Origin of the sequence: Streptococcus sanguinis (genome assembly GCF_008329445.1) — a bacterium.
GTDB lineage: Bacteria > Bacillota > Bacilli > Lactobacillales > Streptococcaceae > Streptococcus > Streptococcus sanguinis_O.
The window spans coordinates 21,887-43,209 of sequence record NZ_VIBR01000002.1; the positions used below are offsets into that span (position 1 = coordinate 21,887).

At 42.7% G+C, this 21,323-nt stretch carries 23 protein-coding genes and 1 pseudogene; 21 read left to right on the forward strand and 3 right to left on the reverse strand.

All coding sequences use genetic code 11. The features are described from left to right. Positions 1-231 precede the first annotated feature (231 nt). The 12 genes and pseudogenes from purD (at position 232) to purB (ending at position 10,853) form a co-directional block, all read left to right on the forward strand. Positions 232-1,494, forward strand: coding sequence for a phosphoribosylamine--glycine ligase (gene purD / locus FKX92_RS05040; protein WP_149565707.1), 1,263 nt, complete (start codon positions 232-234; stop codon positions 1,492-1,494). Positions 1,495-1,677: 183 nt separating this feature from the next. Then, a complete protein-coding gene (gene purE / locus FKX92_RS05045; protein ID WP_149565708.1) occupies positions 1,678-2,166 on the forward strand; it encodes a 5-(carboxyamino)imidazole ribonucleotide mutase in 489 nt (162 codons plus the stop codon). Then, positions 2,153-3,232, forward strand: a complete 1,080-nt coding sequence (gene purK / locus FKX92_RS05050) for a 5-(carboxyamino)imidazole ribonucleotide synthase (protein ID WP_149565709.1) — start codon at positions 2,153-2,155, stop codon at positions 3,230-3,232. Before purE ends, purK begins: the two co-directional genes overlap by 14 nt. A 133-nt stretch (positions 3,233-3,365) precedes the next feature. Beyond that, the gene (locus FKX92_RS05055) at positions 3,366-4,844 is read left to right on the forward strand and encodes an HAD family hydrolase (RefSeq protein ID WP_149565710.1); all 1,479 of its coding nucleotides are present in this window, start codon (positions 3,366-3,368) and stop codon (positions 4,842-4,844) included. A gap of 20 nt (positions 4,845-4,864) precedes the next feature. Further along, on the forward strand, positions 4,865-5,917 hold the full coding sequence (locus FKX92_RS05060; RefSeq protein WP_149565711.1) for a DNA-processing protein DprA: 1,053 nt from the start codon (positions 4,865-4,867) through the stop codon (positions 5,915-5,917). A 265-nt stretch (positions 5,918-6,182) separates the two neighbouring features. Further along, positions 6,183-6,410 carry a hypothetical protein gene (locus FKX92_RS05065; protein ID WP_002894363.1) on the forward strand — a complete coding sequence of 76 codons (228 nt, stop codon included), beginning with the start codon at positions 6,183-6,185 and terminating at the stop codon, positions 6,408-6,410. 3 nt (positions 6,411-6,413) lie between these two features. Beyond that, complete coding sequence (locus tag FKX92_RS05070; protein WP_149565712.1) at positions 6,414-7,106, forward strand: aspartate/glutamate racemase family protein; 693 nt, start codon at positions 6,414-6,416, stop codon at positions 7,104-7,106. Positions 7,107-7,108: 2 nt separating this feature from the next. Beyond that, a pseudogene (locus FKX92_RS05075) lies at positions 7,109-7,204 on the forward strand (phosphoribosylaminoimidazole carboxylase); the annotation flags it as partial. 1 nt (position 7,205) lies between these two features. Beyond that, positions 7,206-7,472, forward strand: a complete 267-nt coding sequence (locus tag FKX92_RS05080; protein ID WP_149565899.1) for a hypothetical protein — start codon at positions 7,206-7,208, stop codon at positions 7,470-7,472. Between the two features lie 19 nt (positions 7,473-7,491). Beyond that, a complete protein-coding gene (locus tag FKX92_RS05085) occupies positions 7,492-7,719 on the forward strand; it encodes a phosphoribosylaminoimidazole carboxylase (protein WP_149565714.1) in 228 nt (75 codons plus the stop codon). A 24-nt stretch (positions 7,720-7,743) separates the two neighbouring features. After that, positions 7,744-9,561, forward strand: coding sequence for an AIPR family protein (locus tag FKX92_RS05090; protein ID WP_149565715.1), 1,818 nt, complete (start codon positions 7,744-7,746; stop codon positions 9,559-9,561). Beyond that, on the forward strand, positions 9,558-10,853 hold the full coding sequence (purB, locus tag FKX92_RS05095; RefSeq protein ID WP_149565716.1) for an adenylosuccinate lyase: 1,296 nt from the start codon (positions 9,558-9,560) through the stop codon (positions 10,851-10,853). The genes FKX92_RS05090 and purB overlap by 4 nt, the downstream gene beginning before the upstream one ends. A gap of 44 nt (positions 10,854-10,897) precedes the next feature. On the opposite strand, the gene FKX92_RS05100 is transcribed toward purB, so the two are convergent. Further along, the gene (locus FKX92_RS05100; protein WP_149565717.1) at positions 10,898-11,464 is read right to left on the reverse strand and encodes an NAD(P)H-dependent oxidoreductase; all 567 of its coding nucleotides are present in this window, start codon (positions 11,462-11,464) and stop codon (positions 10,898-10,900) included. Further along, positions 11,461-12,057, reverse strand: a complete 597-nt coding sequence (locus FKX92_RS05105; RefSeq protein ID WP_149565718.1) for a TetR/AcrR family transcriptional regulator — start codon at positions 12,055-12,057, stop codon at positions 11,461-11,463. The genes FKX92_RS05100 and FKX92_RS05105 overlap by 4 nt, the downstream gene beginning before the upstream one ends. 218 nt (positions 12,058-12,275) lie before the next feature. On the opposite strand from FKX92_RS05105, the gene dhaK reads away from it, so the two are divergent. Genes dhaK through dhaM form a run of 3 tightly spaced genes read left to right on the forward strand, consistent with a single transcriptional unit; the run spans position 12,276 to position 14,228 of the window. Further along, the gene (gene dhaK / locus FKX92_RS05110) at positions 12,276-13,265 is read left to right on the forward strand and encodes a dihydroxyacetone kinase subunit DhaK (protein WP_011836301.1); all 990 of its coding nucleotides are present in this window, start codon (positions 12,276-12,278) and stop codon (positions 13,263-13,265) included. 10 nt (positions 13,266-13,275) lie between these two features. Continuing rightward, entirely contained in the window at positions 13,276-13,854 is a 579-nt protein-coding gene (dhaL, locus tag FKX92_RS05115; RefSeq protein WP_149565719.1) for a dihydroxyacetone kinase subunit DhaL, read from the forward strand. Continuing rightward, on the forward strand, positions 13,854-14,228 hold the full coding sequence (gene dhaM, locus FKX92_RS05120) for a dihydroxyacetone kinase phosphoryl donor subunit DhaM (protein ID WP_149565720.1): 375 nt from the start codon (positions 13,854-13,856) through the stop codon (positions 14,226-14,228). The genes dhaL and dhaM overlap by 1 nt, the downstream gene beginning before the upstream one ends. Before the next feature lie 328 nt (positions 14,229-14,556). Here dhaM and FKX92_RS05125 read toward each other — a convergent pair whose 3' ends face one another. Further along, a complete protein-coding gene (locus FKX92_RS05125) occupies positions 14,557-15,273 on the reverse strand; it encodes a GntR family transcriptional regulator (protein ID WP_002901967.1) in 717 nt (238 codons plus the stop codon). Positions 15,274-15,379: 106 nt separating this feature from the next. Between FKX92_RS05125 and FKX92_RS05130 the strand changes: the two genes are divergently transcribed. From FKX92_RS05130 to FKX92_RS05165, 6 genes are all read left to right on the forward strand, one after another. Continuing rightward, complete coding sequence (locus FKX92_RS05130; RefSeq protein ID WP_187759390.1) at positions 15,380-17,200, forward strand: glycoside hydrolase family 35 protein; 1,821 nt, start codon at positions 15,380-15,382, stop codon at positions 17,198-17,200. After that, a complete protein-coding gene (locus tag FKX92_RS05135; protein WP_002898809.1) occupies positions 17,197-17,673 on the forward strand; it encodes a PTS system mannose/fructose/N-acetylgalactosamine-transporter subunit IIB in 477 nt (158 codons plus the stop codon). The genes FKX92_RS05130 and FKX92_RS05135 overlap by 4 nt, the downstream gene beginning before the upstream one ends. A 25-nt stretch (positions 17,674-17,698) precedes the next feature. Further along, a complete protein-coding gene (locus FKX92_RS05140) occupies positions 17,699-18,604 on the forward strand; it encodes a PTS mannose/fructose/sorbose/N-acetylgalactosamine transporter subunit IIC (RefSeq protein WP_149565722.1) in 906 nt (301 codons plus the stop codon). After that, the gene (locus tag FKX92_RS05145) at positions 18,591-19,415 is read left to right on the forward strand and encodes a PTS system mannose/fructose/sorbose family transporter subunit IID (protein ID WP_149565723.1); all 825 of its coding nucleotides are present in this window, start codon (positions 18,591-18,593) and stop codon (positions 19,413-19,415) included. The genes FKX92_RS05140 and FKX92_RS05145 overlap by 14 nt, the downstream gene beginning before the upstream one ends. Before the next feature lie 11 nt (positions 19,416-19,426). Beyond that, a complete protein-coding gene (locus FKX92_RS05150) occupies positions 19,427-19,831 on the forward strand; it encodes a PTS sugar transporter subunit IIA (protein WP_149565724.1) in 405 nt (134 codons plus the stop codon). A gap of 309 nt (positions 19,832-20,140) precedes the next feature. Further along, on the forward strand, positions 20,141-21,319 hold the full coding sequence (locus FKX92_RS05165) for an SIS domain-containing protein (protein ID WP_149565725.1): 1,179 nt from the start codon (positions 20,141-20,143) through the stop codon (positions 21,317-21,319). The last annotated feature ends 4 nt before the right edge of the window (positions 21,320-21,323 follow it).

Below are 21,323 nucleotides of genomic sequence, written 5' to 3' on the forward strand. Positions count from 1 at the left end.
TATTTTCTGTCTAAAACGGGTACAATCCACTCAAAAAGGAGAAGGCTGAAGAAAACAATAATTACGGCAATCATTATAGAAGAGATATTCTTTTTCTCATTAGAATGGAATAAAACGAACGATTATGATATAATTTAGATAAATAATTCGTAAAAATGGCAATAATTTTTACGAGATGTGTTAGTTTGGTGCGTAAGCGCCTGTGATATTGGATATTGAGGTATCTTAGCTATGAAGCTTTTGGTTGTTGGTTCAGGCGGTCGTGAGCATGCGATTGCCAAGAAGTTATTGGAGTCTCAGGGTGTGGAGCAGGTGTTTGTCGCACCTGGAAATGATGGCATGACCTTGGATGGGTTGGATTTAGTAAACATTGGAATTTCCGAACATTCCAAACTAATTGAATTTACCAAGGAGAATGACATTGCTTGGTCTTTTATCGGTCCGGATGATGCGCTGGCAGCTGGAATTGTAGATGATTTTAACCAAGCTGGGCTCAAGGCTTTCGGCCCATCTCGTTTAGCAGCGGAGCTGGAGTGGTCCAAGGATTTTGCCAAGGAAATCATGGTCAAATACGGTGTGCCAACAGCAGCCTATGGCACATTTTCCGACTTTGAGGAAGCTAAAGCCTACATCGAAAAGCAGGGGGCGCCTATCGTGGTCAAGGCGGACGGCTTGGCTCTGGGCAAGGGTGTGGTCGTAGCGGAGACCGTGGAGCAGGCGGTCGAGGCTGCTCACGATATGCTCTTGGATAATAAGTTCGGCGACTCAGGTGCGCGTGTGGTCATCGAAGAGTTCCTGGACGGCGAGGAGTTCTCCCTCTTTGCCTTTGTCAATGGCGACAAGTTTTACATTATGCCGACAGCACAAGACCACAAACGGGCCTACGATGGGGACAAGGGTCCTAATACAGGCGGTATGGGAGCTTATGCGCCAGTGCCTCACCTGCCACAAAGCGTGGTGGACCAGCCAGTTGAGACGATTATCAAGCCAGTTCTCAAAGGCATGATAGCTGAGGGACGACCTTATCTGGGCGTGCTCTACGCTGGGCTGATTCTGACAGCAGATGGTCCTAAGGTCATCGAGTTTAATGCCCGATTTGGCGATCCGGAGACCCAGATTATCCTGCCACGCTTGACGTCTGACTTTGCGCAGAATATCACGGACATTTTGGACAAGAAAGAGCCTGCTATCACTTGGCTGGATGAGGGCGTGACCCTTGGCGTGGTTGTCGCATCAGAAGGCTACCCGCTGGACTATGAGAAAGGCCTGCCTCTGCCGGAGAAGACAGACGGCGACATCATCACTTACTATGCTGGGGCTAAGTTTGCGGAAAATAGCAGAGCACTGCTGTCGAATGGGGGCCGAGTGTACATGCTGGTCACCACAGCAGATACCGTCTCAGCTGCGCAGGAAAAAATCTACGACCAACTAAAAAAACAAGACACAACAAGCCTCTTTTACCGAACGGATATCGGAAGCAAGGCAAACAAATAAGAGTGTAAAAGCGACTCAGTCGCCAAACAAGATAATGGTCGCCGTGGTGAAAAGACCAGAACAGTGTATGTTCTGGCCTAGGGAAAATTTGAGACTTCGGGCTCAAATTTTAGGAATGAAACCGAAGGTTTGCTTCCGACCCACCGCCTAAGACCATTATCAAAAAGAAAAAGGATATTAACAATGAAACCAATTATTTCCATCATCATGGGCTCCAAATCCGACTGGGCTACCATGCAAAAAACTGCCCAAGTCTTAGACCGCTTCGGTGTTGTCTACGAAAAGAAAGTCGTCTCTGCCCACCGTACACCTGACCTCATGTTTCAGCATGCGGAAGAAGCTCGCAGTCGTGGCATCAAGGTCATTATTGCAGGTGCTGGTGGTGCAGCCCATTTGCCAGGAATGGTAGCGGCTAAAACCACCCTGCCTGTCATCGGCGTACCGGTCAAATCACGCGCACTCAGTGGTCTGGACTCGCTTTATTCGATTGTGCAGATGCCAGGCGGTGTGCCAGTGGCAACTATGGCCATTGGTGAAGCGGGAGCGACCAACGCTGCCCTGACTGCCCTTCGGATCTTGGCCATTGAGGACCAAGACCTAGCAGCAGCGCTAGCAGATTTTGCAGAAGAACAAGGAAAAATCGCTGAGGAGTCCGCGAATGAGCTCATCTAAAACAATCGGAATCATCGGTGGCGGTCAGCTGGGTCAGATGATGGCCATTTCTGCTATCTACATGGGGCACAAGGTCATCGCGCTGGATCCTGCGGCGGATTGCCCGGCCTCTCGTGTGGCAGAAATTATCGTGGCACCTTATAACGATGTGGACGCCCTGCGTCAGCTGGCTGAGCGTTGCGATGTCCTGACCTATGAGTTTGAAAATGTCGATGCGGACGGTTTGGATGCTGTCATCAAGGAAGGTCAGCTCCCTCAAGGAACGGATCTGCTCCGCATTTCTCAAAATCGGATCTTTGAAAAGGACTTTCTCTCAAACAAGGCCCAAGTCACCGTGGCACCCTACAAAGTCGTGACTTCTAGTCAAGACTTGGAAGACATCGACCTGTCGAAAAATTATGTCCTCAAGACTGCGACAGGTGGCTATGACGGACATGGGCAAAAGATCATTCGTTCAGAGACAGACTTGGCAGAAGCCTATTCGCTAGCTGATTCAGCGGACTGTGTCTTGGAAGAGTTTGTCAACTTTGACCTTGAAATTTCCGTCATTGTATCAGGGAATGGTAAGGATGTGACGGTTTTCCCAGTTCAGGAAAATATCCATCGCAACAACATCCTGTCTAAGACCATCGTCCCAGCTCGCATTTCAGAAAGTCTGGCTGACAAGGCCAAAGCAATGGCGGTGCGAATCGCAGAACAGCTTAACTTGTCTGGAACCCTCTGCGTGGAGATGTTTGTGACAGCTGATGATATCATCGTCAATGAGATTGCCCCACGGCCACACAACTCTGGCCACTACTCTATCGAAGCCTGCGACTTTTCTCAGTTTGACACCCATATTCTGGGCGTTCTCGGAGCACCATTGCCAGATATCCACCTGCATGCACCAGCTGTCATGCTCAATGTTCTCGGCCAGCATGTCGAGACCGCTGAAAAATATGTAACAGAAAATCCAAGCGCCCACCTCCACCTGTATGGTAAAATAGAAGCGAAGCACAACCGAAAGATGGGACATGTGACTGTGTTTAGTGATGCGCCGGATAGCGTTGATGAGTTTGGGAAGTAAGACAGGACCCCAGTTATAAGGTCCGTCTCTTACCCCTGCAAGGTTGACTAGGATTGTCGCAGACGAAACATCGGCAAGAGCAACCAGCCAACTACTGCTAGAAGGGATTGATTTTTAGGAGAAACAACTAGATATGACATTTGATAATAAAATATATGAACAGGAATTGATGAAATCATTTAATATTTCTCAGTTTGATTTTGTTGAAGAAGGTCTACCATTACCAATTTTTTATGGCTCTCTATTTAATCGAGAACAAAACATGGAATTTGAGCAGCAGAATAACTTTTATCTAGTAAAAACAAAGTATTCAATTGTTGATAAAATACTTCTTGCCGAACGTAATCAATCAAATGGGGAACAAAAATTTGACTTTAATAATAAGTTTGATTTACAAAAATTAGAAAATAAATTTAATGAGTTTGAAAAACGATTTCGAGAATTTGTAAATTTGGAATATAATAAAATATGTTATTTGGGGATTCCTAGTTCTGATTGTGGTGTCTATAATATTCCTCAAATTTTAGCCATGATGATGAATCCTATTCAAGAAATTGAGTTAATAAGAACCATAACAAAGGATAAGACTCATATAGAGAATGGGAAACGTCAAATTTTATTTGATGAGATTACAAAAGGATTAGAATTGCAAGGAGTAGCTGAATCTTGGTGGGAGAAATTTGATTTTATAGTCGTAATTGACGATGTGACAACTACAGGAAGCTCTTTTAGAATGATTGATAAATATCTTATCAATAAAGGAGTTCCAAAAGAAAAAATTGTGAATTATTCTCTTTATAAACATCAAAAGGTTGAGAAATGGAATAATATTGTTGAGAAATATGAGTCCTTTGAAAATCCTAGATTAAATTCTCAAATAGATCTGATAATTTGGGACTTTGATGAGACAATTGTTGATTCAAGAAAAAGGAATGTAGAATTTGAAAGCACAATCAACGATAAGATGAAGCTTAAGAAAGGGAACAAATATTTCAAAAATGGGGAAACTTTTTATAGAGCCTCTCCAATATATTCTATTTATCCAGGTTTGGAAGAGATATTTAAGTTTCTTGCTAATGATGGAATGATTTATGAAATTATATCAAATAGATATTATTTAATGGAAAAGCTATTTTATCAAGAGAAATTAAGAAAGAAAATTTTTCCTAAGGACGAGGGTGATGGGTGGAGTTATGTTAGTTATAAAACCAACGGTGACTATACTAACTATGAAGAATGTTGTTGGCTGGTTCGGACTTCTGAAACAAAAATTGATGATTATACAATCAAACATTTGAAACCATCACCTGAAACAATTGAATTTGGGGTGGGACTTACTCTAGATACTATAGAGCCTACACGAATTATTGGAATAGGAAATACTAAAAATGATATTATTGCATATAAAGCGGCTGGACTTGAAACAGTATTAGTTACATGGGGGATCCACTATAGATTTGGTCGGGACTATGGTGCGGATCATGTGTTTCATGATCCAAGACAATTGTTGGATTTTCTGAAAAAGAATACTTCAGGAATGTACTCGTCAAAGGATTTTGACGATATTATTTCTTTAGTTGCAGAACCTCAAGTTAATTTCGATGACAACTAATTTAAAAAAAGTAGAAAAATATGATAGAGAATTATAGCTTAAGTACTAAAATTATTGCCCTTAGTAGACTTAAAGGGATGGGAAGAAAAAGAATTGCTGATTTTCTAGAAGATGTTTTTTCTAAAAAAGGAAATTATGACTTCACTTTTGAGGATATTTATGGTAGTAAGATAAGTCAGTTAAAAAATTTAATTGAAACTGATTTGACTAAGTCAAGTTGGAATTTTCAATGTAATAAAGCGAAAGAAATTATTGATAATAGTTTAGAAAAACAAATAGTCACGATTAATTTTAGTGATGTTGAGTATCCTAAAGAGCTAGCTGTTTTATCTAAGAAACCACTAGTATTATTTGTTAAAGGGAATATAAAATTACTCACAGATACAAAAAAAGTAGCAGTAATTGGCACTAGGGAACCAGGTGTTTTTGCCCAAAAGATGACTTCAAAGATTACTGAGCAGTTATCTAATTTAGATTACACAGTGGTCAGTGGACTAGCTGTAGGGTGTGACTCCTTGGCTCATGAAATGGCAAGTATTACAAATGGTAAAACTATAGCTATTTTAGCTCATGGCTTAGATGTTCCAATATATCCTAAAGTAAACCGTACACTAGCTGATGATATTTTACGTAATGGCGGGACTTTGGTATCTGAATATCCTATTGGAACAACATTAAGGCCTAGTTATTTGGTTGAACGTGATGAATGGCAAAGTGGTATGAGTTTAGGAACAATTACTATCGAATCGTCAAATAGTGGTGGAAGTAGACATGCAACCTATAAAGCATTAGAACAAGATAGAGCATTAGCCGTTCTTGATCATACTCTCTTTAAGAATGGCAAGGGGCAGCAAGTATATTTTTCAAATGATTCCGCTATTTCTTTAAATCAACAATTGTTAGCAGAAAAAAAAGCTTTTCCTCTTTACTCGTTAGATAGCATATTTGAATTTGATAAAAAAATGCAAGTAATAAAAGAAAAAGTAAATAAAAAATATAGTCAGATTACAATCAATAATATTATTGCAAAAACCGATAAGCAAGGTAACACTATTCAGACATCTCTTTTTTAAGTTGAGCTTTTATAGATTTTTAACAGAATATTGATTTCTTTTTACATTTTACAAAGACTTTATAACTAGCAATATAGGATATTGAGTTTATTTAAATTTAACTGGAACTATTAATTGCTAATACTATTAAAAACCAGAAGGGAATGGGAACGGGTTCTCTTAATTTGAACTCAAACATCTAATCTTTGATAGAATAAAATAAACAAAAAGAAAGGAACATGGGCCGTCGTATTTGCTTAACTGAATACGGACTTGGTCAATTACTATGATTCAAATCATCGTTAATGCTTTTGTGGAAGAAGGCAAAGAAACTGCTGTTGTGGAAGTGCTCTTTGCCAGTGCCGACCATGAAAAAGTAAAAGCCAAATATCAGGAATTAAAGATTCAATATCCAGACAATTATCTGGCTATCTATGATTTGCCATTGGATACAGATCTAAGTAGCTTGCCGCACTATCCGTCGGTGGCGATAAGCAAGGAGGAGTTTGATTAGTCTATGAAAACTATCGGTCTGATTGGTGGTATGAGTTGGGAAAGCACCACATCTTACTACCAAATCATCAACGAAACCATCAAAAAAGAGCTAGGTGGTCTGCATTCTGCTAAGATTCTGCTTTACAGTGTTGATTTTGCAGAGATTGAGCATTATCAGGCAGTCGGAGACTGGGAGAAAAGCGGTCGACTTTTGGCAGATGTTGCTAAGCGCCTGGAGCAAGCAGGTGCGGATTTCATCGTTATTTGTACCAACACCATGCACAAGATTGCTCCACAGATACAGGAGCAGATTACGATTCCAATCTTACATATTGCACAGGCAACTGCGCAGGCCTTGTTGGCTGACGGTATTCAAAAAGTCGGTCTTCTAGGGACTAAGTACACCATGACCCAAGATTTTTACAAGGAGAAATTAATAGAGTCTGGGTTAGAAGTGCTGATTCCAGACCAAGCTGGTATTACAGAGGTCAATCGGATCATTTACGACGAACTCTGTCTAGGGGATATCAAAGAAAGCTCAAAGAAGATCTATCTTGCCATTATAGATGATTTGAAAAAAGCAGGCGCTGAAGCTGTTATCTTGGGTTGTACCGAGATTGGTCTTCTCGTCAAGCAATCCGACACTGACCTGCCTCTCTACGACACAACGGTAATCCATGCGGAGAAAGCAGCGGAGTGGGCGGTAAATAAATGATTATAGAAGACAAGCACAACCGTAAGGTGGGACATGTGACTTTGTTTAGTGGTGTGCCAAATAGTGCGGTTGAGTTTGGGAAAGGGATTGATTTTTAAAATGATAGAAGAATTCGATAATGTATTTGAAGATGATATTACTACTCTAACATTTACTTATGCGGATGATGTAGTCATTCCAGAAATTCCGGATGCAGAAGGTATTCATATTGTAGAGATATCAAATAATCAGCTAGTTATAGAGCATACGCGCGATGATGATGAGGTCTATGAATATATAGAGAGCTGTGGATTAACAAGTCGCCCCATAAAACTTTCGATTGAATTTTGTGTTTATGAAGATTCTGAGGAAGAAGAAAATTTCTAGAACTTAATGGAGAAAATCTATGATGCAAATCATCGTTAACGCTTTTGTTGAAAAGGATAAGACTGGAGCTGTCGTAGAAGTCTTGTATGCTAGTAACAATCACGAAAAAGTGAAGGCCAAGTATGAAGAGCTAGTTGCTCAATACCCCGAAAACTATTTAGCAATTTATGATTTGCCATTGGATACAGATCTAAGTAGCTTGCTACACTATCCGTCGGTGGCAATAGGGAAAGAGGAGTTTGAGTGATTTAAGTTTAACAAGGAGAGAATAATGAGTGATAAAAAAGAAATTAAAAATCCGATAATTAAATCATATGTTGATGATTTTGCTCAAAAGCATGAAATTTCAAAAACTCAATGTAAGAATGAACATTTATTATTTGAAAGTTATATAAATGATGCGATAGTATCAGTTTATGGAAATGATGTAAATGTTTCATATGAAGATATGGAAACAGGATCTGCATTCGGTATTGATGGTATTGCGATTTTTGTTGCTGATAAGTTAGTTCAAAGTGTAGAAGATGTAGATTATGTTATTGAAAAACTAAAGAGATTTGATGTTGAATTTTATTTTGTTCAAACAAAAACATCTGAAAAAATAGATAGACAAGAACTGAATGATTTTTTTACAGGAATTAGACGATTTTTTGATTTTGATCGAACAAATTGTGATATCCAAGAATTGGATGCATTCTGGGAAGTTGCAAAATATATTTTTACAAAAGCAAGTAAATTTAAAGACAATCCAAAATTAAATATGTTCTTTGTTAGCCTAGATCCAAACGAAGATGCTAAGTTGAGGGATGAGCATATTCAAAAGACAATTGAGATGGGCGTTAGTGATTTAAATCAATTAAGCTTATTTGGAACAGTACTCCCCCCAAAAGTACTGGGATTGAAATCAGTTATGGATTTACATCGTAAAAATCAGTCAGAGCTTGAGATAAGTATCAGTATGACTAAAACACCAGTTGCGTATCCTAAAGATAGCAGTGGTAAAATAAAAAATGGTTATTACGGATTGATTAAATTAGACGAATTTGTTAAGTTGTTAACAGATGATATTGATGAAAAAAAAGTTCTTCGTCGAGGAATTTTTGATGATAATATAAGGTATTATTTGGGAGCTGAAGAAAAAATTGAAGTAAATCATAATATGAAGGGACAGTTGACAGGTAAAGATAGTTATTTATTTGGTCTTTTAAATAATGGTATCACTATAATTGGTGATGATATTAAACTTAATTCTGAAGAATTAACATTGGTAAACTATCAAATTGTTAATGGTTGTCAAACTAGTAATGTTATTTTTGAGGCTCTAAAATCAATTTCAAGTTCTGAAGAGATATACTTACCAATCAGATTTATAGCAACAACAGATGAAGAAACAAAGAATTCAATAATAAAAGCAACTAATAGCCAAACTACTTTGAAACCAGAGCAATTAGCCGCTTTAGCACCTATTCAAAAAAATATTGAAGAATACTACCGCTCAAAAGAGAAAAACTCTAATTCGGTAGGATTATATTACGAACGTAGAACTGAACAATATCGAGATGATAATATTCCTAAAACGAAAATTATTACTATACCAATTCAGATAAAAGCAACATCTGCAATGTTTTTAGATCTTCCTCATGAGGTGTCAGGGCAATATGGAAAAGTTGAACGTAATACTCGTAATGCTTTGTTTAATGAAGAGGATTTGAAGTATATTAACATTTACTATAGTAGTGGCCTAACCTTCTATAAAGTTGAACGTTATGTTAGAACTAATTATGATAGGAAATACTTTAAAGCTAGATGGCATCTTATGATGGTTATTAAATATCTGTTAGGAGGTAAACAAGACGAGTCAGGTATAACCAAAGCAAATCATAAGATAAGCCAAAAACTAGAAGAAGTAATTGGTGATGACGCTCAGTTTAATATTTATATTGAGAAAGCGATTGCAATTTTAAATAAGTTTCTAAAGGATAACTATACTGAAGATGTTTTGAAAACAGATAGAAAACTATTTGAAAGAAAAGAGACAACTGATGAGCTTATCAAATACACAAAAGAATTAGAGGAAAAACAAAAATGATCAACCGTTACTCTCGCCCCGAAATGGCGAACATTTGGACTGAGGAAAATAAGTACAAGGCTTGGCTGGAGGTTGAGATTCTAGCTGATGAGGCCTGGGCTGAGCTGGGTGAGATTCCCAAGGAAGATGTGGCCTTGATTCGTGAGCAGGCTGGGTTTGACATCGACCGCATCTTGGAGATTGAGCAGGAGACGCGCCATGATGTGGTGGCTTTCACGCGTGCGGTTTCTGAGACGCTAGGCGAGGAGCGCAAGTGGGTGCACTATGGCCTGACTTCAACCGACGTGGTAGATACGGCCTACGGCTACCTCTACAAGCAGGCCAATGATATCATCCGTGAGGATTTGCGTCGCTTCACTGACATCATTGCAGAGCGGGCGCGGGAGCACAAGTTCACCATCATGATGGGACGGACCCACGGGGTGCATGCGGAGCCGACGACTTTTGGTCTCAAGCTCGCAACCTGGTACAGCGAAATGAAGCGCAACATCGAGCGTTTCGAGCTTGCGGCTGCGGGTGTGGAAGCCGGGAAAATCTCTGGTGCGGTTGGGAACTTTGCTAACATTCCGCCATTTGTGGAAAGTTATGTCTGTGAGAAATTGGGCATCCGTCCACAAGAGATTTCGACCCAAGTCTTGCCACGTGACCTCCATGCTGAATACTTCTCAGCTCTAGCCTTGATTGCGACATCTATCGAGCGCATGGCAACTGAGATACGCGGTCTGCAAAAGTCTGAGCAGCGCGAGGTCGAAGAGTTCTTTGCCAAGGGTCAAAAAGGATCTTCAGCTATGCCTCACAAGCGCAATCCAATCGGCTCTGAAAATATGACTGGTCTTGCGCGTGTCATTCGTGGTCACATGGTGACAGCCTTTGAGAATGTCTCTCTCTGGCATGAGCGCGACATTTCCCACTCATCAGCTGAGCGGATCATCGCTCCGGACACGACCATTCTCATCGACTATATGCTCAACCGCTTCGGTAATATCGTCAAGAACTTGACCGTCTTCCCAGAAAACATGAAGCGTAACATGAACTCAACCTTTGGTCTTATCTTTAGCCAGCGGGCTATGTTGACCTTGATTGAAAAAGGCATGACGCGGGAGCAGGCTTATGACTTGGTGCAGCCAAAGACTGCCCAGTCTTGGGACAATCAAGTGGACTTCAAGCCTTTGCTTGAAGCAGATCCAGAAGTCACTTCCCGTCTGACTCAGGAAGAGATTGATGAAATCTTTAACCCAGTTTACTATACCAAACGCGTAGATGAAATATTTAAGCGCGTGGGCTTAGATTGAACATAAAAGCAGGCACTTTCTAAGAAGCGCCTGCTTTCTTTATCTTAAATTTGACTGGCCAGTTGTCCAATTTTCTTGAGCATTTCTTGGCGTTGTTGGTCTGTTTTGCGTTCTACTCCGTTGAGCTCGGTCAGTTTGACTGGAGAAATACCACAAGGTTTCAGGATTTGATTTTTAAGTACCTTGCCGTAGTCTTGGACAAAAGGCAGGGCAAAACCTGGTGTATTATGACTGACGATAATCCAGCCGGATTTCCCTTGCAGGTGGCCTTGGAGTCCGATTTTCTTATAAGAGTAGGCAAAGTCAGCCGCAAAGACGCGATCGATAAAGCCTTTAAGAATGGCCGGCATACCGCTCCACCAGATAGGAAAAATGGAAATCAGGTGGTCTGCCCAAGTAATCAAATCCCGGTATTTTGCAATTTCGGGATCTTTGTGCAGGTCACGGCGTCTATGTTCTTGGTCAAAGCGTAAGATAGGGTCAAAATTTTCAGCATACAAGTCCAAGGTTTTCACTTCGTGCTTTTTAGAAAGATTGCTTTGAACTTCTTTGAGAATAGCAGCATTGAAGCCAGTTGGGTTGGGGTAGGTGTAAATAATCAAGGTTTTCATGAACGTTCTCCTTTGATATAAATGTCAAGCATGTGCTCGATCGTTCTTTGGATGGCTTGAGGATCCAGGTCTTGCCCGATAGGACTGTTGGTCAGAACAGCCAGACCTGTGATAAAGCTCCAAAAGTGAAAAAGGCTTTCCGCTTCGCTATTGCTAAAATTTTCCTCCTCGCGAAGCTTTAAAACAAGCTCCTTAAATTTATCAAATCCAGGCAAGTCAGACTCCAAGAGAATGGTGTCCTGTGTCACCTTCATATATTTAAAAGGAAATTTGATAAAGAGAGCTTCGAAAAAATGAGGGTAGGTCTTGGCAAAAATAATGAAATTAAAACCAAGCTTGGTCAGCTGATCACGCGCAGAACCTGTCGCATCAATACTCTGATTGATTTCCTGATTGAGAAACAGCGAAAGCTGGGTCAAAACCACCTTGAGGTAGCCTTCCTTGCTCTCAAAATGTCGGTAAGGGCTGCCGTGAGTCACACCGCAGACCTTGGCAACAGTCCTGAGCGAGAGCTGTTCAATTCCATGTTTTCCGATTTCTTCAATCCCCGTTTGAATGAGCTGTTCTTTCAGCTGGGCAGTATTGCGTTTCATGTATCTCCTCCAAAAGTATACACTGTCTACTTATCTATCTTTAGTATACACTGTATACTTTTTATTGTCAAATAATTTGATGCTTTATTCTAGTCTAAGATGTGGCAGAATTTGCTTTCGGTAAGATATAATGTTAAAATAATATCCAAATGATAGCGCTTTCTTTTTTTGGGGTGGATTGCTCGTTGTAAAGAAACGCTGAGAAACGGAGGACACCTATGAAGAAAATTATCAACGACCCAACAGCGGTTGTGGACGAGATGCTGGAAGGCTTGGCCTACATTCACAGCGATTTGGTTTATCGGGTGGAGGGCTTTGATATCATTGCCCGCAAGAGTGAGAAGACAGGCAAGGTTGGCTTGATTTCTGGTGGTGGCAGTGGTCATGAGCCTTCTCATGCTGGCTTTGTCGGTGAGGGTATGCTGTCGGCTGCTATTTGCGGAGCGGTCTTTACTTCACCAACACCTGATCAAGTCTTGCAGGCTATCAAGGAAGCAGATGAGGGAGCTGGGGTCTTCATGGTGATCAAGAATTACTCCGGTGACATCATGAACTTTGAAATGGCTCAGGAAATGGCTGAGATGGAAGGGATTGAGGTAGCTAGTGTCGTCGTAGATGACGATATCGCAGTAGAAGACAGCCTCTATACTCAAGGCCGCCGCGGAGTGGCTGGCACCATTCTTGTCCATAAGATTCTAGGGGATGCAGCGCGTGCAGGCAAATCTCTGACTGAAATCAAGGCTCTGGCTGACGAGCTGGTCAAACATATTCACACAGTTGGCTTGGCTCTGAGCGGGGCAACCGTACCGGAAGTCGGCAAGCCTGGTTTTGTTTTGGCTGATGATGAGATAGAGTTCGGTATTGGCATCCATGGTGAGCCCGGCTATCGCAAGGAAAAGATGCAGCCGTCTAAGGACTTAGCCAAGGAATTGGTCGAAAAGCTCAGTCAGTCTGTTGAGCTCAAATCTGGTAAGAAAATCGGCATTCTTATCAATGGTATGGGTGCAACACCGCTCATGGAGCAGTATGTTTTTGCGGCCGATGTAGCAAATTTTCTGGCAGAAGCTGGAGTCGAAGTTGTCTATAAAAAGCTGGGTAATTACATGACTTCCATTGATATGGCAGGGATTTCTCTGACCTTTATCCAGCTGGATCAGCCAGACTGGCTGACAGCTCTCAATAGTCCTGTCACAACAGCCGCTTGGTAAGGAGGTGCTTATGGACGCAGCAAGAGCAAAAAAATGGATGCAGTTGTTCAACGAGAAGATCCAGGATCAGAAAGACTATCTATCTGACCTTGATACCCCCATCGGTGATGGCGATCATGGCGCCAATATGGCTAGGGGAATGGCAGCAGCAGTAGAGAGTCTAGCTGCTAAGGACTTTGCCAGTGCGGCTGAGGTTTTTCAGGCTGTTTCCATGCAGCTGATTAGCAAGGTCGGCGGTGCTTCAGGCCCTCTTTATGGCTCGGCCTTCATGGGCATGGGCAAAGCTGAGAAAGACGGCAAGGACTTGTCAGAAGTTATCCAAGCTGGGCTGGACATGATTCAGAAGCGGGGCAAGGCTGTGCCTGGTGAGAAGACCATGGTGGATGTCTGGTCGGAGCTTCCTGTTTCTTTGCAGTCTGGAGACTTGACGCGTGAAAAGATAGGTTCTCTAGTGGAAGCGACCAAAGATCTGAAAGCGACCAAGGGGCGGGCTTCCTATGTCGGTGAGCGCTCTATCGGCCATATTGATCCCGGTTCGGCTTCATCTGGTCTCCTCTTTGAGGCTCTTTTAGAAACGGAGGCAGGCTGATGGCAGATACTGGCATTCTTATCGTTTCCCATTCCAAAAACCTGGCCCAAGGCTTGTTTGAGCTCATTTCGCAGGTGGCGGAAGATGTGGCCATCAGCTATGTAGGCGGGTTGGACGACGGCAGCATCGGGACCAGCTTTGAAGGGATTCAGGCAGCTTTAGATGCCAATGACAAAGACACTATTTTGGCCTTTTTCGATTTGGGATCAGCTCGCATGAATCTAGAAATGGTCGCAGACTTTTCTGACAAGGAAATCATTATCAATAATGTTCCTTTGGTAGAGGGCGCTTATACGGCTGCTGCCCTTCTTCAGGCTGGGGTAGATTTGCCTAATGTTTTGCTTCAGGTACGTGAATTAGAAATAAAGAAATAGCAGGTTTTATAGAGACTTAATAAACGACTTCATTTGCAAAATAAGGAACATTTTATATCAAAAAGCTGGGATTCAATCCCAGTTTTTTTGCTTTATCACTGTACCAATTTTCAGGGGAACAGCCAGTATTTCTTATTTTTTTCTTCTTTATATTGATTAAAAATAGGACAAATACGTAGTCTATGTTTACTTTTTGACAGAATTTACTTTTTAATGAACAAAAGTTCTTAGAATGGATTGCAAATTGGTATAGATAGACTTATAATAGATATAAGCACACAAGATGAAAGAAAAAACGACAGCCGATTAGAAGCCATCGTTTTTAATCTTAGTGGTCCCGATTGCAGGAAATGAACTTAATCTTGAAGAAGTCACCGCGTTTGTAAGTTTCGCTGTACTCTAAGATTTGTCCAGTGCTTTCCAGCTGGGTAATCTTCACCTGATGAACGGTCGGGAAGTTGGTATCAACTTCCAGTACTTTCGCAACATCTTTTGGTGTTGGGAAGACAATTTCATTGGTTTCTTCAAAATGCTCATCATTCATGTGAATGTGGTAGTCAGTTTTGAAGCGGTTGTAGATAGAGCTGTAGTAGTCCATATCTGGATAATTCGGATTGATGTACTGCTCAGGGATATAGGTTTGGTGATAGATATAGATTTTATCGCCAGTCCGTCTGACCCGGTCAATCTTATAGTAGAACTGCGTTGGTGCCAGTTCTAGCTTATCCAAGATTTTCAGGTCATTCCCACGCTTGATGGAGAGAACAGTCACCTTATCTTTTTGGATAGGGAAGGTCTCAACGTCAGAAAATTCCACCAGCTTGTGCTTTCTTGCACGTGAAACGAAGGTTCCCTTGCCTTGCTGGCGGATGATGTAACCATCGTTGGCCAGTTCATTCAAAGCGCGGACAACTGTAATGGAGCTGACATTAAACATCTGAATCAGCTCAGCCTCTGTGTAAAACTTATCGCCATTTTCAAATTTGCCAGAAATGATTTGCTGCTTGAGCTCATCTTTGATTTGTTGGTATTTTGGAATAGCCATTTTGTTCACCTCTCTTTTTTTACTTTTCTTACTTAAGATTTTAACATATTTTTAAAAAAAATGTTGACATTTATGCAAAAATTTATTATATTAATATTAATAAGAGATGAAAGCGGTTTTATACCTGAGGGAACATCAGATGGCAAGATTCAAAATTGGTCATTCCTTCTGTTTGGATGATCGGGAGTTTAAGATTTTATCGGGAGCCATTCACTATTTTCGGGTACAGCCTGAGGATTGGTATCATTCCCTTTATAATCTCAAAGCTCTGGGCTTTAATACAGTGGAGACCTATCTTCCCTGGAATATGCACGAACCCCAAAAAGGTGTCTTTGACTTCCAAGGAATTTTAGATATTGAGGCATTTTTACAGACAGCTCAGGATTTGGGACTTTATGCCATTATCCGCCCTTCGCCTTTTATCTGCGCGGAGTGGGAGTTCGGTGGTCTGCCGGCCTGGCTGCTCAATGAGAACATGCGCATCCGCTCATCAGATGAGGCCTTTCTGCAGGCTGTAGCCAGCTATTATGACGAGCTGCTGCCGCGACTGACTCCAAGGCTTCTGGACAATGGGGGAAATATCCTCATGATGCAGGTGGAAAATGAGTACGGTTCCTATGGGGAAGACAAGGCCTACCTGAGAGCAATCAGACGGCTCATGGAAGAACGAGGTGTAACCTGTCCGCTCTTTACTTCAGACGGACCTTGGCGGGCTACGCTTCAAGCTGGTACGCTGATTGATGACGATGTCTTTGTGACAGGAAATTTCGGCTCTAAGGCAGATTACAATTTTGCTCAGATGCAGGAATTCTTTGACGAACATGGCAAAAAGTGGCCGCTCATGTGTATGGAGTTCTGGGACGGCTGGTTCAATCGCTGGAAAGAGCCTATCATCAGGCGAGATCCAGACGAACTGGCTCAAGCTGTTCATGAAGTGCTCCAGCAGGGCTCAATCAATCTCTATATGTTTCATGGCGGTACTAATTTTGGCTTTATGAATGGCTGTTCGGCTAGAGGCGTCATTGACCTGCCACAGGTGACTTCCTATGACTATGATGCTCTACTCGATGAGCGTGGCAATCCGACGGACAAGTACTATGCAGTCCAGAGGATGCTGAAAGAGCATTATCCAGAGCATCCACAGATGGAGCCACTGGTGAAAGAGTCTTTTGAGCTTAGGAATATTCCGCTCAGTCAGAAAGTCAGTCTCTTTGAGACCCTGCCTGACTTGGCAGAGCCTATCGAAAGTCTCTATCCGATGAAGATGGAGGAGCTGGGGCAAAATGTCGGCTACCTGCTCTATCGGACTTGGGCTAGTTGGGATGCTGATCAGGAAAGGCTCCGTGTCATTGACGGCCGCGACCGTATGCAGCTCTATGTGGACGGTCAGCACATAGCAACCCAGTACCAGACAGAAATCGGTCAGGATATCATGGTGGACGGCCAGAAAAAGGCGGAGCACCAGCTTGACATTCTGATGGAAAATATGGGCCGGGTTAATTATGGGCACAAGCTACTGGCAGATACCCAGCAGAAGGGCATTCGTACCGGTGTCTGCAAGGATCTGCACTTCCTGATTGACTGGCAGCATTATCCGCTACCGCTGGACCATCCAGAAAAGATAGACTTTTCAAAAGGGTGGCAGGAAAATCAACCAGCTTTCTACGCTTTTGACTTTAAAATGAAAGCGCTTAAAGATACTTATCTGGATCTGTCCGACTTTGGCAAGGGCGTCGTCTTTGTCAATGGTGTCAGCATTGGCCGTTTCTGGAATGTCGGACCGACCTTATCGCTCTATATCCCGCACAGCCTGCTCAGAGAAGGTGACAATCGCATCATTATCTTTGAGACAGAAGGGATCTACAGCGAAACCATTCACTTAGTTAACCAACCTACATTTAAAACAATAAAGGGGGAAAATCTATGACAATAGTAGGTGCACGTATCGATGGACGTTTGATCCATGGACAGGTAGCCAATCTTTGGACTACCAAGCTTAACATTTCACGCATTATGGTGATTGACGATGAGGTAGCTGAAAATGCTATCGAAAAGAGCGGACTCAAGCTCGCAACGCCAGCTGGTGTGAAACTCAGTGTCTTGCCGATTGCTAAGGCAGCAGAAAATATCTTGGCCGGCAAGTATGATTCACAGCGACTCTTGATTGTCGCTCGTAAGCCAGACCGCTTCCTGCGGTTGGTCGAAGCTGGTGTTCCACTGGAAACGCTGAATGTCGGCAATATGTCTCAGTCAGATGAAACTCGCTCCATTACCCGCTCTATCAACGTGGTAGATGCAGATGTTGAAGCCTTTCACAAGCTGCACGAAAAAGGAGTCAAGCTGACCGCGCAAATGGTTCCCAACGATCCAGTTGAGGATTTCATGAAGTTATTAAAATAAGACAAAATTTTAGGAGGACATTGTTATGATACAATGGTGGCAAATTTTACTACTCACTTTGTACTCAGCTTATCAAATCTGTGATGAGTTGACCATCGTTTCTTCAGCAGGATCCCCTGTATTTGCTGGATTCATTACTGGCTTGATTATGGGTGATTTGACGACTGGTTTGTTTATCGGTGGTAGCCTGCAATTATTCGTTCTTGGTGTAGGGACATTTGGTGGGGCTTCTCGTATTGATGCAACATCAGGTGCCGTTTTGGCGACAGCCTTCTCTGTAGCACAAGGCATTAAGCCAGAGTTGGCTATTGCGACAATCGCAGTACCAGTAGCAACTTTGTTGACCTACTTCGATATCTTAGGTCGTATGACAACGACTTATTTCGCACACCGTGTGGATGCAGCAGTTGAACGCTTCGACTATAAAGGTATTGAACGCAACTATCTCTTAGGTGCACTTCCTTGGGCTCTGTCTCGTGCCCTCCCAGTCTTTCTGGCTCTGGCATTTGGTGGAGCATTTGTTCAAGCGATAGTAGATGGTGTTGCTGGTGTGAAATGGCTGGCTGCAGGTTTGACGCTGGCTGGTCGTATGCTTCCAGGACTCGGATTTGCCATCTTGCTTCGTTACCTTCCAGTTAAACGTAATCTTCACTACTTAGCTCTTGGTTTTGGCTTGACGGCTATGCTGACTGTGCTTTACTCAAACATTCAAACTTTGGGTGGGGCTGTATCTAGCATTGTTGGAACTCTTCCAAAAGATGCTGCAGTTACATTTGCCAACAATTTCAAAGGCTTGTCTATGATTGGTGTAGCTATCTTTGGTATCTTCCTTGCAGTACAGCATTTCAAATACAGCCAAAGAACAGTAGTTGCTGCTCCAGCTGCTAGCACAAACTCAGAAAGTGAGGAAATTGAAGATGACGAACTCTAATTATAAATTAACAAAAGAAGATTTTAAACAAATCAATAAACGCAGCTTGTTCACTTTCCAATTAGGCTGGAACTACGAGCGGATGCAAGGTTCTGGCTATCTCTACATGCTCTTGCCTCAGCTGCGCAAAATGTACGGTGACGGCACTCCAGAATTAAAAGAAATGATGAAATTGCATACGCAATTCTTCAATACATCACCTTTCTTCCACACCATTATTGCAGGTTTTGACCTAGCTATGGAAGAAAAAGACGGTGTTAAATCAAAAGATGCGGTCAATGGTATCAAGACAGGTCTTATGGGGCCGTTTGCTCCTCTTGGAGACTCTATTTTTGGATCTCTAGTGCCAGCCATCATGGGCTCTATCGCTGCCACCATGGCTATCGCAGGCCAACCTTGGGGAATTTTCCTTTGGATTGCTGTAGCAGTTGCTTATGACATTTTCCGTTGGAAACAGTTAGAATTTGCCTACAAAGAAGGGGTCAATCTCATCACCAACATGCAAAGTACTTTGACAGCTCTTGTTGAAGCGGCTTCTGTACTGGGTATCTTCATGGTTGGAGCTCTTGTAGCGACTATGATTAACTTTGAAGTTTCATGGGTGCTGAAGATTGGTGAAAAAGCTATTGATTTCCAAGACATGATGAATCTGATTTTCCCACGTTTGATTCCAGCAGTCTTTACAGGCTTTATCTTCTGGCTCTTGGGCAAGAAAGGAATGAACTCTACTAAGGCTATCTTCATTATCATTTTCATGGCAGTAAGCTTCTCTGCTATCGGCTACTTCCTGCTGGGACAAGTACCAGAATAATGGAGTGATTTATGAGCAAGAAATTAGTTTTAGTCAGCCATGGTCGCTTTTGTGAAGAGCTGAAAACAACTACGGAAATGATTATGGGGCCTCAGGAAGATATCCATGCAGTAGCCCTGCTTCCGGAGGAAGGCCCAGAAGACTTCGCAGCTAAATTCTTAGAGACGGTCAAAGATTTTGAGGATTACTTGGTCTTTGCGGATCTCTTGGGGGGCACTCCTTGTAATGTAGTCAGCCGCTTCATTATGGAAGGACAGGATATCGAGCTTTATGCGGGGGTCAATCTGCCCATGATCATTGAGTTTATTAACGCTTCTTTGACAGGAGCAGAAGTCAGCTATCCATCCAAGGCCGCAGAGAATATTGTTAAGGTCAATGATGTTCTAGCTGGCCTAATGGATGATGAAGATGAATAAAAGCTTGAACAATCACTTCTAGTTGGGTGAAGTCCTTGAGCTGTCAGCAGATGGGAGACTGCTGATAGGTAAGGCCAAGCCACAGTGGATGATTCAAGCATACTGGTTTAAGAGGAATTTGGGAGATGCCTCTTGGCCTAGGGAAGTGGATGGTTCAGCATTGCAAAATGCAGTCGCTGTCTGGTTTGAAAAAGCTTGTTAAAAGTATATTTCAAGTCTAGCCATCGTTGCGGGGGTGGGACAGCGAGCCGAAAATCTTTGATTTTCTGGACTCTGTCTCGCTCCCCCTTTTTCAAATGATGGAAAGGAATGAGAAAGAGAATGTTAGATTATTCACAGGAAGAATTGCAGCGTCTGGGGGCTGACATCACAACGAGAGAAATCTATCAGCAGCCTGAGGTCTGGCAGGAAGCCTTTGAACATTACAAGGCTCAAGCCGCAGACATCGCTGCTTTTCTGAAAAAAATTGAGGACAAACATGACTACATTAAGGTCATTTTTGCCGGAGCAGGCTCATCAGCCTATGTCGGAGATACTTTGACGCCTTATTTTAGGAAGATTTATGATGAGCGCAAATGGAATTTCAACGCTATTGCGACGACAGATATCGTGGCCAATCCCTTGGTGCATCTGAAGAGAGAAGTGCCGACAGTACTTGTTTCCTTTGCCCGCAGCGGAAATTCCCCAGAAAGTGTAGCGACTGTGGACTTGGCTAAGCAGTTGGTGGATGACTTGTATCAGATTACTATTACCTGTGCTGCCCAGGGCAAGCTGGCTCAGCAGGCCCAAGATGATGAAAAGAATCTTTTGCTCCTGCAGCCAGAAGCTTCTAATGATGCTGGCTTTGCCATGACCTCTAGCTTCAGCTCCATGATGCTGACAGCCCTTTTGGTCTTTGACCGGGCTGAACTAGTCCAGAAGGAAGCCAAGGTTGCGGCTCTGCTTCAGCTCAGTCAGGATGTTTTAGAACGCGTTGCAGGTGTGCAGCAGCTGGTTGATTTGGATTTCAGCAGGGTCATTTATCTGGGGGCAGGGCCTTTCTTTGGTCTGGCGCATGAAGCCCAGCTCAAGATTTTAGAGCTGACAGCCGGCCAAATTGCGACCATGTACGAAAGTCCAGTCGGTTTCCGGCATGGGCCTAAGTCGCTGATTAACCAAGACACAGTCGTTCTGGTCTTTGGTTCGACAGATGGCTATACCAAGGCTTATGATTTGGATTTGGTGCGGGAAGTTGCTGGTGACGGAATTGTCCGCAGGCTGGTGATGCTGACTGACCGGGAGGAGCAGTTGGAAGGAGTCGAGCAAGTAGTGCTGAGTACCCAAGAGCCTCTGGGAGATAGCTATCGCATCTTCCCTTACATCGTCTATGCTCAGCTCTTTGCCCTCTTGTCCTCGCTCAAGGTCAAAAACCGTCCAGATACACCATCTCCGACAGGCACGGTCAATCGTGTAGTACAGGGAGTTATCATTCACCCTTTTGGGCAGTAAGAAA

Excerpts from the sequence above, each read along its gene's own strand:
- purD (WP_149565707.1), top strand. The coding sequence starts at position 232 with ATGAAGCTTTTGGTTGTTGGTTCAGGCGGTCGTGAGCATGCGATTGCC.
- purE (WP_149565708.1), top strand. The coding sequence starts at position 1,678 with ATGAAACCAATTATTTCCATCATCATGGGCTCCAAATCCGACTGGGCT.
- purK (WP_149565709.1), top strand. The coding sequence starts at position 2,153 with ATGAGCTCATCTAAAACAATCGGAATCATCGGTGGCGGTCAGCTGGGT.
- FKX92_RS05055 (WP_149565710.1), top strand. The coding sequence starts at position 3,366 with ATGACATTTGATAATAAAATATATGAACAGGAATTGATGAAATCATTT.
- FKX92_RS05060 (WP_149565711.1), top strand. The coding sequence starts at position 4,865 with ATGATAGAGAATTATAGCTTAAGTACTAAAATTATTGCCCTTAGTAGA.
- FKX92_RS05065 (WP_002894363.1), top strand. The coding sequence starts at position 6,183 with ATGATTCAAATCATCGTTAATGCTTTTGTGGAAGAAGGCAAAGAAACT.
- FKX92_RS05070 (WP_149565712.1), top strand. The coding sequence starts at position 6,414 with ATGAAAACTATCGGTCTGATTGGTGGTATGAGTTGGGAAAGCACCACA.
- FKX92_RS05080 (WP_149565899.1), top strand. The coding sequence starts at position 7,206 with ATGATAGAAGAATTCGATAATGTATTTGAAGATGATATTACTACTCTA.
- FKX92_RS05085 (WP_149565714.1), top strand. The coding sequence starts at position 7,492 with ATGATGCAAATCATCGTTAACGCTTTTGTTGAAAAGGATAAGACTGGA.
- FKX92_RS05090 (WP_149565715.1), top strand. The coding sequence starts at position 7,744 with ATGAGTGATAAAAAAGAAATTAAAAATCCGATAATTAAATCATATGTT.
- purB (WP_149565716.1), top strand. The coding sequence starts at position 9,558 with ATGATCAACCGTTACTCTCGCCCCGAAATGGCGAACATTTGGACTGAG.
- FKX92_RS05100 (WP_149565717.1), bottom strand. The coding sequence starts at position 11,464 with ATGAAAACCTTGATTATTTACACCTACCCCAACCCAACTGGCTTCAAT.
- FKX92_RS05105 (WP_149565718.1), bottom strand. The coding sequence starts at position 12,057 with ATGAAACGCAATACTGCCCAGCTGAAAGAACAGCTCATTCAAACGGGG.
- dhaK (WP_011836301.1), top strand. The coding sequence starts at position 12,276 with ATGAAGAAAATTATCAACGACCCAACAGCGGTTGTGGACGAGATGCTG.
- dhaL (WP_149565719.1), top strand. The coding sequence starts at position 13,276 with ATGGACGCAGCAAGAGCAAAAAAATGGATGCAGTTGTTCAACGAGAAG.
- dhaM (WP_149565720.1), top strand. The coding sequence starts at position 13,854 with ATGGCAGATACTGGCATTCTTATCGTTTCCCATTCCAAAAACCTGGCC.
- FKX92_RS05125 (WP_002901967.1), bottom strand. The coding sequence starts at position 15,273 with ATGGCTATTCCAAAATACCAACAAATCAAAGATGAGCTCAAGCAGCAA.
- FKX92_RS05130 (WP_187759390.1), top strand. The coding sequence starts at position 15,380 with ATGAAAGCGGTTTTATACCTGAGGGAACATCAGATGGCAAGATTCAAA.
- FKX92_RS05135 (WP_002898809.1), top strand. The coding sequence starts at position 17,197 with ATGACAATAGTAGGTGCACGTATCGATGGACGTTTGATCCATGGACAG.
- FKX92_RS05140 (WP_149565722.1), top strand. The coding sequence starts at position 17,699 with ATGATACAATGGTGGCAAATTTTACTACTCACTTTGTACTCAGCTTAT.
- FKX92_RS05145 (WP_149565723.1), top strand. The coding sequence starts at position 18,591 with ATGACGAACTCTAATTATAAATTAACAAAAGAAGATTTTAAACAAATC.
- FKX92_RS05150 (WP_149565724.1), top strand. The coding sequence starts at position 19,427 with ATGAGCAAGAAATTAGTTTTAGTCAGCCATGGTCGCTTTTGTGAAGAG.
- FKX92_RS05165 (WP_149565725.1), top strand. The coding sequence starts at position 20,141 with ATGAGAAAGAGAATGTTAGATTATTCACAGGAAGAATTGCAGCGTCTG.